This window comes from Cognataquiflexum aquatile, from assembly GCF_003316845.1.
Taxonomy (GTDB): domain Bacteria; phylum Bacteroidota; class Bacteroidia; order Cytophagales; family Cyclobacteriaceae; genus Cognataquiflexum; species Cognataquiflexum aquatile.
Map to the genome: position 1 here is coordinate 257,892 of NZ_QMIK01000006.1, position 15,832 is coordinate 273,723.

Annotated in this window: 15 protein-coding genes; 4 read left to right on the forward strand and 11 right to left on the reverse strand. The window is 41.1% G+C overall.

The window, feature by feature from the left end; genetic code table 11:
• Positions 1–3 precede the first annotated feature (3 nt).
• A complete protein-coding gene (locus DQW11_RS18125) occupies positions 4–447 on the forward strand; it encodes a DoxX family protein (RefSeq protein WP_113925516.1) in 444 nt (147 codons plus the stop codon).
• 234 nt (positions 448–681) lie between these two features.
• On the forward strand, positions 682–1,134 hold the full coding sequence (locus DQW11_RS18130; RefSeq protein WP_113925517.1) for a MarR family winged helix-turn-helix transcriptional regulator: 453 nt from the start codon (positions 682–684) through the stop codon (positions 1,132–1,134).
• A 132-nt stretch (positions 1,135–1,266) separates the two neighbouring features.
• On the opposite strand, the gene DQW11_RS18135 is transcribed toward DQW11_RS18130, so the two are convergent.
• From DQW11_RS18135 to DQW11_RS18170, 7 genes are all read right to left on the reverse strand, one after another.
• A complete protein-coding gene (locus DQW11_RS18135) occupies positions 1,267–2,388 on the reverse strand; it encodes a hypothetical protein (RefSeq protein ID WP_113925518.1) in 1,122 nt (373 codons plus the stop codon).
• 66 nt (positions 2,389–2,454) lie between these two features.
• A complete protein-coding gene (locus DQW11_RS18140) occupies positions 2,455–2,841 on the reverse strand; it encodes a hypothetical protein (protein ID WP_157966146.1) in 387 nt (128 codons plus the stop codon).
• A 553-nt stretch (positions 2,842–3,394) separates the two neighbouring features.
• Positions 3,395–4,522, reverse strand: a complete 1,128-nt coding sequence (locus DQW11_RS18150; RefSeq protein WP_113925521.1) for a glycoside hydrolase family 10 protein — start codon at positions 4,520–4,522, stop codon at positions 3,395–3,397.
• Positions 4,523–4,639: 117 nt separating this feature from the next.
• Positions 4,640–5,119, reverse strand: a complete 480-nt coding sequence (locus DQW11_RS18155; RefSeq protein WP_113925522.1) for a hypothetical protein — start codon at positions 5,117–5,119, stop codon at positions 4,640–4,642.
• A 39-nt stretch (positions 5,120–5,158) separates the two neighbouring features.
• A complete protein-coding gene (locus DQW11_RS18160; RefSeq protein WP_157966147.1) occupies positions 5,159–5,866 on the reverse strand; it encodes an outer membrane beta-barrel protein in 708 nt (235 codons plus the stop codon).
• 49 nt (positions 5,867–5,915) lie between these two features.
• A complete protein-coding gene (locus tag DQW11_RS18165; protein ID WP_113925524.1) occupies positions 5,916–6,449 on the reverse strand; it encodes a hypothetical protein in 534 nt (177 codons plus the stop codon).
• 225 nt (positions 6,450–6,674) lie between these two features.
• Entirely contained in the window at positions 6,675–7,643 is a 969-nt protein-coding gene (locus tag DQW11_RS18170) for a magnesium transporter CorA family protein (RefSeq protein ID WP_113925525.1), read from the reverse strand.
• A gap of 126 nt (positions 7,644–7,769) precedes the next feature.
• On the opposite strand from DQW11_RS18170, the gene DQW11_RS18175 reads away from it, so the two are divergent.
• A complete protein-coding gene (locus DQW11_RS18175; protein WP_113925526.1) occupies positions 7,770–8,201 on the forward strand; it encodes a YidH family protein in 432 nt (143 codons plus the stop codon).
• A gap of 141 nt (positions 8,202–8,342) precedes the next feature.
• Here the strand turns inward: DQW11_RS18175 and DQW11_RS18180 are convergent, their stop codons facing one another.
• The 3 genes from DQW11_RS18180 to DQW11_RS18190 form a co-directional block, all read right to left on the reverse strand.
• The gene (locus tag DQW11_RS18180; RefSeq protein WP_113925527.1) at positions 8,343–9,464 is read right to left on the reverse strand and encodes a hypothetical protein; all 1,122 of its coding nucleotides are present in this window, start codon (positions 9,462–9,464) and stop codon (positions 8,343–8,345) included.
• 577 nt (positions 9,465–10,041) lie between these two features.
• Positions 10,042–11,538: an alpha-amylase family glycosyl hydrolase gene (locus DQW11_RS18185; protein ID WP_113925578.1), complete on the reverse strand. Its 1,497-nt coding sequence runs from the start codon at positions 11,536–11,538 to the stop codon at positions 10,042–10,044.
• Between the two features lie 334 nt (positions 11,539–11,872).
• On the reverse strand, positions 11,873–12,262 hold the full coding sequence (locus tag DQW11_RS18190; RefSeq protein ID WP_113925528.1) for a hypothetical protein: 390 nt from the start codon (positions 12,260–12,262) through the stop codon (positions 11,873–11,875).
• A 309-nt stretch (positions 12,263–12,571) separates the two neighbouring features.
• On the opposite strand from DQW11_RS18190, the gene katG reads away from it, so the two are divergent.
• Positions 12,572–14,794 (forward strand): catalase/peroxidase HPI, encoded by a 2,223-nt coding sequence (katG, locus tag DQW11_RS18195; RefSeq protein ID WP_113925529.1) that lies wholly within the window; start codon positions 12,572–12,574, stop codon positions 14,792–14,794.
• A gap of 61 nt (positions 14,795–14,855) precedes the next feature.
• Here katG and DQW11_RS18200 read toward each other — a convergent pair whose 3' ends face one another.
• A complete protein-coding gene (locus DQW11_RS18200; RefSeq protein ID WP_113925530.1) occupies positions 14,856–15,662 on the reverse strand; it encodes a sterol desaturase family protein in 807 nt (268 codons plus the stop codon).
• Between the last annotated feature and the right edge of the window lie 170 nt (positions 15,663–15,832).

Here is a 15,832-nt window from a genome sequence, read left to right on the forward strand (position 1 = left end):
ATTATGGAATCAACTTTCAATCCCACCATTCAGCCCAAAACCAACATCGGACAGACTATCGTCAGGGTCCTGCTAGGCAGTTTTCTGCTTTTTGCAGGTATCAGCCATCTTTCCTTTAATCGGGCAGAATTTTTGGCGCAGGTACCGCCTTGGGTTCCCATGGATCCGGACCTAGTTGTAATCTTGTCAGGAATAGTGGAAATCCTCCTTGGAGCATCCTTGCTTTTCCTTGCCTCCAAAAGGGCGCAAGTCGGTTGGGTGGTAGCGCTTTTCTTTGTGCTGATTTTTCCAGGCAACATTTCTCAGTATGTCAATGGGATTGACGCCTTTGGGTTGGATACTGACCGCGCACGGTTTATCCGTTTGTTTTTCCAGCCGGTCCTGATAGTCATGGCATTGTGGTCCACAGGCGCTTGGCAGGTTCGGAGGAAAAAAAATAGTTTTTGATTATCCGTTTGATAGTAGCTTAAATTTAAAGATAAAAGCTGAGGATAATCAGACCATAGATTACAGTCGATAGTCCATAGTCACTACACTTGAACTTCAGCCCAGGAAATTGGCAATGGGTACCAAATCAATATCCGCAATATCCAATATCAATGAATATCGATATGAAAATAGATTTCCAAGGGATTAGTCCAAAGATGAAAAAGTGTTGAAACGTTCTTTTATCAAATCAATATGGATCAGTTAAAACTTGACAATCAGATATGTTTCCCAATGTATGCGGCCTCAAGGTTGATCATCAGGGAATACCAGCCTCATCTGGACAAACTTGGGATTACTTATCCCCAGTATTTGGTCTTGTTGGTTCTTTGGGAGGAGGATGGGATTTCTGTCAATGACATTGCCCATAAGTTGATTTTGAATACCAATACAGTGACGCCGCTTTTGAAGCGGATGGAGACATTGGGATTGGTTTCCAGGATTCGATCTGAAGAAGATGAGCGGAAAGTCATTGTCAGGCTTACTGAAAAAGGAAGCATAATGAAAGCCGAGGCCGCCCATATTCCTTACAGCTTGATGGCGGATATTTCCCCTGATGAGCTCAAGATGGAGGAATTGGTAGCCATGAAAATAAAACTGGAAGAATGGATTGATTTTTTAAAAAAGAAATCTGAAAAAGAGTTATAGAATTAATATTCGCTTGTTTGCCTGTAAACCAATATCTACTTCAATCGTGACGGAAGACCGATGTACCGGAAATGTCAGTCAAAACCCCGAAGATTTTGAAACCTCCGGGGTTTGGGTTTATAGGATGTACGCTTAAAGACCAAATCTATACTGGATGCCTGTCATCAACTGGGTTCTTGAACCCAAAAAGCCAACTTCGGCACGGAACATCAGACTTTTATTTAATTGGTATTGAGATCCAACAATAAAATTCCACAAATCCGCAGGTCTTCGGTCCATGGTATATTGGACAGTGCTGGATTCTCCATTATTCAGCGCACCGTCCACAGCTACAAGAAAAGTACTCGCTTTTTCAATGGCAAGATTGGCGGCGGTAAACTTAGCGATGTTTACCGGATTCAGGCGTTCTACACGGGAAAGTCCTTCCCACCATTCATCTACCCTTACCTGTGCAAGTTCGACTTTTTCAAAACCTAGATCTACTTTTGGCTGGATTTGATCCACAGGTAGGACTTCATCAAGGTTTACTGATCCGCTTTGTTCCCTATTGATATCGATTCTGAAGCCACCCACCCAAACTGCTATTGCGCTTTCAGGTTTGTTGAGTTTGAAGTTTTTGCCAAACCTCGGCCCAACAACAAATGTTCTTGTTGGCACGCTTAATTGCGGTACATCTGTCCAAGCGATGTTTAAGTCTAAAGCTATAAAACCTCCGCCCACACCTATTGTGGGAGTCATTCCAAACCCGAATGTGCCTGCATTGAAATCCACCCTGGAAGCTCCTGAGAATACTTCAGAATCAAAATTGAGAGAATCCGGAAGCCAGACACTATATCCGACTTCGGTGGATGCACTCGTCCGTGCCAATATTCCATAGACGTTCAGGAAAGGGAAGACCCAAACATCCGGCCTTACAGAAATGGCCCCTGCTCTTGATACAGCAGTATTGAATCGAACGATGTCATCCACGTCAAACTTTTGTCCTCCGTTGAACCCTACCATTAGGTTTTCGAGTACAATATCTGATTCTTGCCAAAGGTAATTTACACTTATACCTGCAGAATAGGGGAGGGAAAACCCTGCTTTGGTAGCCTTATCTCCCCAAATTGGCAGGACATAGGGATATTCAGCTGCTTTGATACTGTCAATGTAAGATTGATTTTTTGGACCCACTTCTCTATTCGTAAAAACCTGAGAGAAGCCGGCGCTGACCGAAATAAGTAACACAAACCAGGTAAATAGGGAACGCTTCATTTTTGAAAAACAGTTAATTGGTTTAAAAGAATTATAAACTGAAGAAATTTTTTACTTTTTATGAGACTAGGTTATTTTGATCGGAACATAGAAATAATTCACCTTAGTTGTCAAAACCCCATATTTGAAAACTTCATCAAAACCTGGATCATTTAGCAGATAAGTAGGCATTCCTGTGGCGCCGACATTGGATCTGACCAGAACTCCCATGCTGAAAAAGGAGTATTCTCTGAGCTTGATATGGAAATAGAATCCCAAGTTGAAATTGTTTAATGCTTCAGAATCATTGTATCCATTAAAACTTGACCTATTTAAACCACCTGTCAATCCAAACTCTATTTTTTCGGTATTGAGTGCCTCTCCAAATAGTAAACCGATGATGATTTGGGCTTTGGCTGGAATAGAAATAGAAAAAAGTATTAGCAGGAGGAAGACTTTTAGTTTATTTGCCATTACCAATAGATACATTCATTTGGAGACGAATTTCACCAAAAAAATGGTTTACATGATAATTGCACAGTAAGCTAATTTACCTCAATTGGTGGAATGTTTGCAGGTATTTCAGCTGAAGGGGACAATTTGGGAGTATCTGCTTCAAAAAAAATAAGCTTCAGGAGTGGATTGATTTTTTGAAAAACAAAAGATAAACTCTTGTATTTTAGTTTGACCAAGGCATTGAAAAAGTTACATAAGCAATATTGCCAAAAAGATAAATGTTGCTATTTAATCTTTGGATTGATGTAGAAAAGAGCGCTACATCCGACTTCGGTCTTCCGTCTATTTTGAAATGGTATTTTGGACCACAAGCAAAAAAAATGGGAATTATGTTAAATGTATGTACACAATTATGCCAGTAGATTGGATATCCCTTTAAATTTTTGTCTGCAGACTGAAATATCCGGTACATCCCTGCCCGACAACAGGCGGGGGTCTTCCGACTTCCGTCTTCCGTCCCCATGAAGAAGAATATAGGGTTACTGGCAAAGAAGCGTATATCCATGTTATGTTATTTTATTTCCTCTCTATAAAGTTTTTTCATCACTTTTATTTTGTCCGGGTTTTCGACAAGCGATTGGTCCGAAAACATCATGATGCCGGATGCGGGCGCTTTGGAACCTTCAAGCATGACTTGTCTGAATTCTTCGGGACTGATAATTCCGGGATTGTTATGAGATTGGACTATGGGCCAAATCTGGGGACGTGCTCCTTGGTTCAAGTCTTCTCCTAACCTTTGGTTCAAGTCTTCAGACTTAGACCCTAAGTTTTCTATCTCAATCAAATCACCCAACCAGGTCACATAATCCCCGACCCAAGTGGTTGGCCTTTCCTTCATTTTGTGAAACAACATGGGAGACATCACATCGGCCATTTCGGAAAATGCCTTTGGGTCAATGCCCAAAATTCGGTAAAGTGCAGAGTCGTAATCTGCAGGATACCAGGAGCAATAAAATACGCCCAGTTTTGCATTGGGCTGGATTTCATCCAATACTGATCCCATATCCCTGACCCATCCGTTCAATACCCCACTTCTCCAATTTCTCCATTCTTTATCGGCATGGTTCAAAATCCATTCGGCTTTGTGTCGGGCGCTGTCTCCGGGAATTTCTTTTCCGATACTTTCTCCAAATTGACGGGTACAGCGATCACAAAAACAGGTTTCGGGGAGGATGGGATTTTTGGTTTCAAACTGGGCATGCCAATGGACATAGTCTAAAAAAATCCCGTCTACTTCAAATTCCCGAAGGATATCTTTCAATTGTTCTTGTCGAAAATTCTTAAAATCCGGATCGGTTGGGCAAATTCCCATAAACCAGTCTGCAGGTTCGGCCTTTTCGCCCATTTCTGTGATGGGCCAAGCTTCAGGGTGGTCCTGAAGGTATTCTTTTCCGTTGAGCGTCGGAAACTCTACAAAAACCTTAGTGCCTTGTTGGCGGGCTGTATTATAAAACTCCCTGTTGAGGGAAATGCTTCTGACAAATACCGCATTCATTCCCAAAGAATCTAACCTGTATCCTGCATCCAAAAGTGTGGCGGGATTGCCATAAATTCCTTTTACAAAGGGAGTGGGTTCTTTTTGTGCAGATGTGCAGCAGTAAAAAAGAAGCAAGGTGATCGGTAATATGTTGAATTTCATTTTCCTAATTTACCAATTACAAAACCGGTATCCCAAAAATTTTGCTAGTCAAGTGTATTTAGCAAACTGGAGGTAAAAAAAGGCCGGATATTTTAAATCATCCGGCCTATGAAAGTTTTATTTATCGAACTCTCCGATGTAAGGAATGCCTTCCATAATACCGGCGCGTATTTCACTAATAAAGTATTCCTCTAATTGGAAGAACTGCGCTGCCACCTTAGAGCCATTGGATTTTTTGACTTTTTTGTAATAATCTTCTATCAGCTTGTCGGTATTTTTCCTAAGAGCGATCATCTGACGGACTATTTCATCATAATCCGCATCCCCAAGTTTATCATAGTTCTCAACATACCTATTGAGCAAGTCGAACCTGGTCTGTCCCAAATCTTTCCTTTTGACTTCGTATTCATCATAAATGGTCCAAAAGGGATCGGTCGGATTAATTTGAAGAAATTCAGAAACCATGAGTTTCTTGTCCATGCCATATACGGATTGGAAATATTCAATTTCTCCGTCCTGGATTTGCGCCATGCTGTTTATTCCAAAGCCAAATACCATCAGCCAAGCGGCAATCATAATTAATGTGATTTTTTTCATATTGGTTTTTTTTAGATTGTTTGTATTTTGATTTTTACTCTATTTTTCTTTTTGACCGGCACCGATTGGAATTCTCAAGTAGACATTCAGGGAGGAATTATTGACTGTCGCATCAGGATTCTTCATGACATCGACCAAGCCATAATAGTATAGCATCCCTACACTCATACTTTTCAGGTCTTTTTTAAGCTTATAACCCATTCCTCCTACCAAGCCAAAATCAAGTCTTGTAAAATCATCACTGACTTGGCGTCTAAACTCCAAATCACCGCCATTACTTTCTAAGTTAAAGTAATCATAGGCTTTGGACCTTAATCCTGCCTGTATGCCACCTTCCAAAAGGAACCTTTGGTTGATGCGTTGCTGCCACATGATCGGGACGTAAAAGACATTGACCTTGGTGGTCAGATTACCTTCTTCGAATAACTCGTCAAAATTTTCATCACCCAGTGCATAAGTCGGCATTCCAGTCGCACCCACGTTTGATTTGACCAATACACCTGTGCTTAAAAATGAATTTTCTTTGACCCTGATGTGGAAATAGAAACCCAAATTGAAATTGTTCAGTCCCTCGGAACCATTGTATCCATTGAAATAGGAACGGTTTAATCCGCCTGTCAACCCAAACTCGATCTTTTCAGTGTTGAGGGCATCCCCAAACAAAAGCGAAATGATAACTTGGGCTTTGCTGGTTCCCGATACAGTAATGAACAAAAGTAGAAGGGATATTTTTAGACTTTTTGCCATGATAATGGTTTGTTGGTTTTTGATATGCACTTTTTTTCTTGATTGATAACTATTTTTTGATGGGGATACTTTCTTTCTTGTGGAAAAACAGTCCCCAGATTTGGTCATTGCCAATAGATCTAGCCAATTCTTTGAAAGCGAAGAATGGAATAAAAGAGAAGCCGACCACCAATAGACTTGCAAATAAAACGATGTTAAAATGGTGTGCAAAACCTTCGGCGATTCCTTCCCACGAAGCGGTTTTCACGACAGCCCGTATGAAAACCTCAATTGCCTCAACTATGAGTACAAAAATACTGAAGAAGAAGGTTTTATAAAGGGTGGGAATAAATAGGGGCTTATTTTCGAATTTTTTACTTACGTCCAAAAAAGCCCCGATCATAATGACTTTCCCGATGATCAATGCTTTTACAACCCCAATTAAATAGTCATCCAAGAAAATACCATATTGGGCTAAAAGTACCCTTCGGTAAAAAATAATCACGCTGAAGCAAAGAGACAGGTACAACACATTAATGCCATACTCCTTAAGTTCATGCCATAATTTTTGTTTGAAAGTCTTACTCTGTTTTGAATGTTCCATATTCCGGTTGTTTTTTTTGGATTTTCAATTTTTCGCTAAGATGGTGTTCTATTTTTTAAATGTTTGTACGTAATTGTGCCAGTAGATTGGATGTCCATTTAAATTCTTGCCTGCGGACTGAAATACCCGGTACATCGGTCTTCCGACTTCCGTCTTCCGTCCCCATGAAGAAGAATATGGGGTTACTGGCAAAGAAGCGTTTATCCATGTTTTATAATTTAAATTTCAATCAAACCAACCTCTGCTACGGAAATAAAAAAACATCCCTGCGCTGATGAGGATCATAGCGGCTATGGCATATGCATAACCAAATGGATTGTTGATCAGTGGGATATATTGGAAATTCATTCCCCAAATTCCTGCAAGAAATGTAATCGGCATGAAAATGGTCGACATGATGGTAAGTCTCTCCAGTCTTTTGTTGGTTTTTTCTCTGGCTTGGGCATCATAGAAGGACCGAATAGCATTTAATCTCCTCTCCAATAATTCCAATGTCCTGTCCGCTGAATTCAGATTTGCGGCAGACAGGGTCTGGTATTCTTTAGTTTTTTCGGCGCTGTTGCTAGCTTTATCTGAAGCAGCAAATGCAAGATAAACCGGCAACTGACCTTGAACCACAGATTCGAGTAACAACAAATCCGACTGCAAATCTGCAATTTCTTCTAGTTGGATATCACCTTGGTTGGCATCCAATTTTTTTTCCAGGGTTAGGATGCTTTCGCTGAGAAAAGCGGTCCTCCTTAATAAAACCATGGAAAGGCCAAATAGGAGGGACGAAATAAATCCTAAAATACTGTTGTCGGGGAGCACAGTGGCAAAATCTTCCCATTTAAGGTTTTTTTGAAATCTTGTGAATTGGTTGTCATAAAAGGTAAGGAGGAATCCATTTCCATACAATGATCCCAGATACTCCATTTTACGGTTTACCTTCTTATCAGTAACAACAGGCATGACAAGCAGTGAAAGCGGCTTTAGGGGGTAATAACCGGGATGATCCCTAGAATCTATGCAAAACCTCCTGATCAGGCCATGAACCTTTAGGTCTTCAAGTATCTGCTCTAATTCAGCAACACTAGCTCCTTCTACATCTATCCAAATACTGGTGTTTTCTTGCCCGAGGGAATCGATGGCAGTCTTATAGTCACAGGGTTGGAGATGCTTGTCTTCAAATATGATATTGCAACTGGTTTTCATGTTTTATCGCATTTTTTGATTCCGGATAGAATTCATCATTAATAATTAATCTGATACTTGCTGCGGACTGAAATAAGCTATAAATTATCAAATTACTTATTTATTTTGGAATCAAACAAAACACCGATGAACACAGCCAAACATGAGGAACCTGACCATCTGTCCCATGATGACGAATTGAAGAAGGATAAGAAAGAGAATAAGAAACTATTACAAAACGAAAGGATCAGAGTTGCTTTCGAAAGACTTCAACTTGCATGGATCCGTACCTCAGTTACCTTATTGGCTGTTGGGGTAGGTGCCTATCAGTACTTTTATGAAAGAGTAGAATCCGGACGGACAGGGTTTTTAAAACACATTACAGGAGCCCAGGTCGGCATTGTTTTGATCATTGTATCGTTTATAGTTTTACTCTTGGCTACCTTTCAGCACAATCGCAGCATGACCAAGTTGAAGGAACACTATCGTGAAATGAGGTATTCGATAGGTTCTCTTTTAGCATATTTCATTTTGGCTTTGTCTTTTACTATTTCTATGATGGTTTTATTTGGACTATAATTCAAAGCAGCATCTTCTCAAAGTCAATTGCTCAAATGCTGAAAATTTTTGGGTTGATGCTACAAATCAACTTATAGTAAACCTAAAAATCTCTTTATTTCTTATTTCAAAGTGGTTTTTGGGATTTTGCAAATGAAGATTTTATAACCCAAATCTGTATTGAATTCCTCCCATATACTGTTGTCTTGAGCCAAGAAATCCATATTCGAATCTAAACATGAAGTGTTTGTTAATCTGATATTGGGACCCGACAATGAAATTCCACATATCGGCAGGTCTTTTATCCATAGAATATTGGACTGAAGCAGATTGGTCATCATTTAATGCGGCATCTGCTGCTACAAGAATTTCACTTGCCCTTGTCAAGGTTGCGTTAGCGGCATTGTATTTTGCGATGTTAACTGGATTTTTTTGATCCAAAGGGGAGAGTCCTTCCCACCATGTATCCACTTTGACCTGTGCGCCACCGACTTTTTCGAAACCTTCATCTATTTTTGGCTGAAGGGCATCCGTATCAATTATATCACTAAAATTGACAGAACCATCGGTTTCAGAATTAAGATGGACCCTAAATCCTCCCACCCAAACTGCTATAGATCTTTCCGGTTTTGCGAGTTTAAAGTTTTTCCCCATCCTTGGTCCAAAAACGAATGTTCGTGTAGGTCGACTAAGTTGGGGAACATCAGACCAAGTAACATTTAGATCCAAAGCCAAAAAACCTCCTCCTACTCCTATTGTAGGCGTCATTCCAATTCCAAAGGTTGTGGCCTGAAAGTCCACTTTTGTGGATGTGGCAAAAATCTCGGAATAGGTATTGGTCGAATCCGGTAGCCACAATCCAAACCCCACCTCTGTGGAGGCCTGGGCTTTGCCCAGGATTCCATAAACGTTCAAAAATGGGAAAACCCAAATATCAGGTCTAATTGAGACGGCACTAGCAGTTGCAGCTGCTTTATTAAACCTGACCACATCATCGACATTATACATTTTCCCCCCATTAAATCCAACCATGAGGTTTTCAATGATGAGGTCAGATTCCTGCCAAAAATATTGCACACTTAATCCGGCAGAATAAGGGAGGGTATATCCTGCCTGGGTTGCTTTTGCTCCCCATATAGGCAGCGAATAGGGGTATTCTGAATTTTTAAGGCTATCCCTTTTGGACTGGTTTTTCTCGCCCACTACCTTATTGGTAAAAACCTGAGCCTGGGCACCGGATACTATAAGTAGAAATAAAAAACAAAATATATATAAAGGTTTCATTTGAGAAGGGTACTCTTTATGTTTTTGGATTTCTTTGGTTTTTTAAATGGAAAGTAGCCTTTTCCAAGACTGGGTTTTTCCCAAATATGCAGTGTTTTTTTATTTTTTTGAAAATATCCTTTTCTTAAATTTAACCTTTGAAAAACGGTATTTTTAAACGTTATCGTTTAATTTGAATAAATATAATTTTATGAATTTTCTGTCCCTCTTTTGGAATTTTACGGCTAACGAAATTTGATTTTATCAGGATTTAGAAAATCATTTTTTCCCCTTTTTGGGTGATTAAGGTGGTTTAAGAAAAAAAATTGAAGCTTTCTGATATTTTGGGTTTCAAAAAATACAGGGCTATAAAATCAGCGTTCAAGTCAAGAAAAAAATGGTCCCCAACAAGCTTTTTGTTGACCAGATTTTTTACATGGTCAGGCAAATGAAGGATATTTTCGAGGATGAATTTTGTCAGTTGGAAAAACCCTATTCAGTAACAAATTTTCTGATGCCAATCTGTCTTGGAATAGAAAACAGTAATGGTTTTGATCAAATCTAAAGGAAATAGAAGGGGTTTTCTTTTCTTCAAGATTTAGAGCGTCTTTTTCAATGGCTTAAATTCAAATACATGGTAATGCCAGGCAGGCATATCCAGAAAGAGACCTTCTGACAACATGCTGTTTCCGTCTCTTTCATAATATTCTTCGCCCATCATGTTTTGAAGCTTCCATTTTTTATCTGCCAGATAGGGCAAAGGAAGCTGAAGAAAACACTGACTGGAATATGGGGCGTAATTCACCACAACGACTCCTGTCTTACTTTGAGGTCCTTCCCAAGAAAAGGCGATAAATGATTCCCAGGTACGGTTTTCTGACCAGGTTGCCTTGGCGTCAAGGAGTTTCCACCTGCCTTTTTCAAAAAGAGGGTTTTTGAGTACTTCAAGCAGTCTGCTATAAAACCGTTGCAGATCAGGGTTCACAGGTTCATGGGGACCACGCACCAGGTGGGAAGAAATGTGTGTTCTCTTACCTTCCAGCTGCCCCTGATGGAAAAATCTCAGCCCGGGTGAGAAATAAGTGATGATGGCGGCTGCTTCATGTTTCTTTTGGTCAAAAGTGGCTGCTGCCCTGGATTCGTCATGGTTTTCAAGAAAGCGGACTGTCCGGCTTTGGTATTCCCATTCCGCATTTAGATGTTCGCGGACAGGTCGGGATTTACCCTCGATGAGCCTGTCGAGAAGTCTTTTATCATAGGTATAGTCAAACCCCTCCAGCTGAAGTTCCCATTCCATATTCCAGTATACCTCGGCAATGAATTTGAATTCCGGATTTTTTGTTTTGATTTTTTGGATGGCTTTAGGCCAAAAGAGGCCTGATTCTCTTTTCCATGTTTTCACAAAGACTGAGGGCGTTACCAGCATGGCCATGTCACAGCGGACACCGTCGCAGAGACCGGAGATTTTTTCAAGTTCCCCGATCATGGCTTGGTGCAGGTCAGGATTGGCATAATTCAGCTGAAGGGTATCAGGCCAGCAGGGAAAGAATGGATCTCGACCATGGGCAAAAGCCCTTTCTTTTTTCTTTATCCGGAGTGATGTGTAATTGTGGGCTTCCCGCTGAAGTTCTTCCTCAGTGCCTTCGATATAAAATTCCGGATGTTTTTGGACCCATTCATGGTCTATGGCGGTATGGTTGGGCACAAAATCCAACATCAGATTCAACCCTCTTTCTTTCATTTTTTCTCTAAGGCGTGAGAGCGCCCCATTTCCTCCCATATCCTTGTGGACTTCATAGGCAGAAATCGCAAATCCCGACCCTTCAATATCTCCCATTTTGAGGTCAGGAAGGGTTTTTTCAAATTCCTCCAGCCAATCAGGATTGGTCCTTGAGATTTCCTTTCCCTTGGTTCCGGTTTGCCAGACACTCAGAAGCCACACCCACTCAAATCCCAAGTCCCGGATATGGTCCAACTCCTGATCGGGAATGTCATCCAACATGGCTTTTCTGCCAAGCTTTTTTGAAAGGGAATTTAAGTAAACCCGAGTATTGACTTGGTAGAGAGTAGGATAGTTTTTTTTGGCATTGGTCATAATTGGAAAAGTTAAAGTGGGTATTGTCTTATAAGAGTTGATAGTATTCTTTTTGGTCAGGGAAATTGATACTGACCAACCCTCTTTTTTTCTTCTTCGAAGGACTTCCTTTCTGTTCAGGGAAAGAAAAATCCATGGAAAGGACAATTACTTTTGTTGGGGCTTATGGAAAAATGGGGTAAGGGTAGCGAAATCCTTACTGTAAGCAATTTAATAAATAAAGGTTAAGGAGAAAATGATTTAATGGTCTTTAAACCATGATGATAGTCATGTTTTAAATAATTAAGCGGATGGTTTAAAAGGATTGTTTTCTTCGGGTAATTTGAAAGTTCAATTAAAATACCGCATACAAAATAGCCAAGCCAATCAGCATGGAGAATGGTGAATTCAGACGGAAATAGAGTGGTTTTAGGATTTCGGCACTTTTTAGGGAATAGCTGTGGTGCCATTTCCTTGGTACAAAATAAAGAACAACAGAAGTGCCCAAGATAAACCAACCCACAACACTGATTACCTGCGGAAATCTGGAGAAGTCTGCATACCCAATCAATCCCAATGCAGGAATCATCCTCACCGTTATTTCAGTATAATTGATCAAGTTGGTGCTTCCGGCTTTTTTTAAGATTTCTCTCGCCTTTTGGGGTGCAAATAGCATCAATAAACCTGTTGCAATGAAAAACAAACCAAAAAGTACAACTGTCCATTTTGCTAATAATACCACCATAGGATCTGTTTTTAAATTCCGATAAATATCTGTTTAAATTGATTAAGATTGTTTTTTCAACCTAAGGAAGATTCTCTTTAAAATCAATTTTTGCATTTGGAAAAAGGGCTTTCCAAGGTATTTAGAAAAATCTGTTTTGACGAAAAACTGAATCTCCTGATCAAAATCATTTTTTGAAGGAATGATTTTCGGTAAGTTCAAAGCTTATTAGATTTGCACAAGTGTCATAGATTTTATCAATCGAAAAATGAATTCGATAATCCCTATATTTAGTAAATTCGCAATTATATCAAAATAATCAATTCAATTATGGATCATAACACAAATCAAAATGGTGGCGATTTGAGCAAATGCCCGTTTCACAATGGACAGCTCAAGCAAGTGGCCGGCGGCGGCACCAGCAACCGTGACTGGTGGCCAAACCAGTTGAAATTAAACATCCTGAGACAGCATTCTTCCCTATCCAACCCGATGGGAGAATCTTTCAACTACGCTGAGGCTTTCAATTCACTTGATCTGGCCCAGGTAAAGCAAGATATTGAGACACTTTTGAAAACATCACAGGACTGGTGGCCTGCTGATTACGGACATTATGGACCATTTATGATCCGTATGGCGTGGCACAGTGCAGGTACTTACCGAGTACATGATGGACGTGGCGGTGCAGGTACAGGAACGCAGCGTTTTGCTCCACTGAATAGCTGGCCTGACAACGGCAACTTGGACAAAGCCAGATTGTTGCTTTGGCCAATCAAACAGAAATATGGAAAAAGCCTTTCTTGGGCTGATTTGATGGTACTTACAGGAAACGTCGCCTTGGAATCAATGGGTCTCAAAACCTTTGGTTTCGGTGGTGGACGTGAGGATGTGTGGGAGCCTGAGGAGGATGTATATTGGGGTTCAGAGACCGAATGGCTTGGAGACAAAAGATATACCGGCGACCGTGAATTGGAAAATCCACTCGGAGCCGTACAGATGGGTCTGATCTATGTCAATCCGGAAGGACCTAATGCCAATCCTGATCCTCTCGCTGCGGCCAAAGATATCCGTGAGACTTTCGGCCGTATGGCTATGAATGATTATGAGACTGTCGCCCTGATTGCAGGTGGACACACTTTTGGAAAAGCACATGGTGCCGCAGATCCAAGCAAGTATGTGGGCCGTGAACCTGCTGCTGAGAGTATTGAAGCACAAAGCATGGGTTGGCTCAATTCTTTTGGCAAAGGAAATTCCGAGCATACTATTACCTCAGGTCTTGAAGGAGCTTGGACGAGTACACCTACCAAATGGAGCAATAACTATTTCTGGAATTTATTTGGCTTCGACTGGGAACTGACCAAGAGCCCTGCCGGGGCACATCAGTGGACACCAAAGCATGGCATGGGTGCCAATACCGTACCTGATGCTCACGATCCAAATAAGCGTCATGCACCTATCATGTTTACCACTGATATCGCGCTGAAAATGGATCCTGCTTACGAGAAGGTTTCCAGACATTTCCATGACAACCCTGATGAATTTGCTGATGCATTTGCTAAAGCATGGTTCAAACTCACCCACCGTGATATGGGACCAAAATCCCGTTACCTAGGTCCTGAGGTTCCTGCTGAAGACCTTATCTGGCAAGATCCTGTTCCTGCAGCCAGCCATCCTTTGGTAAATGCAGAAGATATTGCCGGATTGAAAGCCAATATTCTTGCCTCCGGTTTGAGTGTTTCTGAACTGGTTTCTACAGCTTGGGCATCTGCTTCTACATTCCGTGGATCTGACAAAAGAGGTGGTGCAAATGGTGCACATATCCGTCTTGAGCCAATGAAAAACTGGGAAGCCAACAACCCTGCCCAACTTGCAAAAGTACTGGGGACATTGGAAAGCATCCAAGAGGAATTTAACAGTATCCAATCAGATGGCAAGAAAGTATCTATTGCTGATTTGATCGTGCTTGGTGGATGTGCCGCTGTGGAGAAAGCTGCCAAAGACGCAGGTTTTGATATTACTGTTCCATTTACTCCGGGACGCGGAGACGCTTCCCAAGAGCAGACTGAAACAGATTCATTTGAATTCTTAAGGCCAATGGCTGACGGCTTCAGAAACTATATGAGCTCCAAGTGTCCTGTCAAAGCTGAAGAAATGCTGATAGACAAAGCACAGTTGCTGACCCTAACCGCACCGGAAATGACCGTTTTGGTAGGTGGACTTCGCGTTCTGAACGCCAACTTTGACAAATCTAAGCATGGTGTATTTACAGAGACTCCTGGTAAACTGACCAATGATTTCTTTGTAAATCTTTTGGACCTGAGATCAACTTGGAGAGCCACTTCTGATGCCCAGAATGTCTTCGTAGGAAGTGAGAGAATAAGCGGTGAACCAAAATGGACTGCTACCCGTGCTGACCTTATCTTTGGATCTAACTCTGAATTGAGGGCGATTGCTGAGGTCTATGGTTGTGAGGATGCCAAAGAGAAATTCGTAACTGATTTCGTGGCAGCTTGGAACAAGGTGATGAACCTTGACCGTTTTGACCTTGCGTAATATTTGAATAAGTTTGATCTGATTGAAAGGTGGTCTGGAAACAGGCTACCTTTTTTTTTATTCAGTTTTTTTCTTTGGTAGTATGGTCTATAAACCGCTTCTCAAACCCCGCATCTTCTGTCCTCATCCACACATCCCAAAAGGTGAAATAAAGGCCATAATTACAGCGGTATCTGAGGTGGTGCAGGTCATGGTGAGTTGCCCCCACCATCCACCGTGCAAGTGGGGAACGGAGCGCAGTGCTCGCATAAACTTCCACGCCGGCATGGTTGATCACAGCTGTGATGGACATGGTCACCAACAAAGCCAATAAGACTGAAAAATGGATGGGAAGAAACAGAACAAGTACTGGCAAAAAGATCGCCTGCAGAAAAGCTTCTATTGGATGAAAGGAAAAGGAAGTAAATGAACTTGTATAGAGGCTGTTGTGGTGGATATGGTGAAAATGCCGGAGAACCTTTGGGCGGTGCATCCATCGGTGAAGCCAATAGTAATAAGTCTCATGGATAAACATCGCCAGAAAAAAGCTGATTGGAAGCCACAGGATATCCAAAGTGGTGAGCGCCGTATAAAGTTTGGTGTATCCACGCTGCCAAAAGATCAGCATGACTGTTCCCGAAACAGCAAATATGATCGCCCCGAGAAAAGAATACCAGATTTCCGTCTTGACCTGAGGGACTTTTACCTGTTGGTGAAGCCTGCGGTAGGGGAGGGCGTCTCCTAGTTTTTTATAGACCAACTCATGGTATACCCAAGCCAAAAGCAGGTATCTCCCGAAAATCCCTGTCAATAGAATTGAGGCTATGATCAGAAAATTTTTTGGTTGGGTATAATCAGTTTGCAATAGCCAATCGAGGTTGAAATCCATTCCTTGCCGTGCGTTAATGCGTGAAATTAAAGAAAAAATGAATGGACATTGTTTTAATAAATCCAAAATAAAAACATGGAGATTATTCAATGGAATTTGAAGGACCCTTATTGTTTCAAAAGTGATTTTCAAAACAACTCTTCACTGGGTTTTGAAATTGAGTCTTAGAT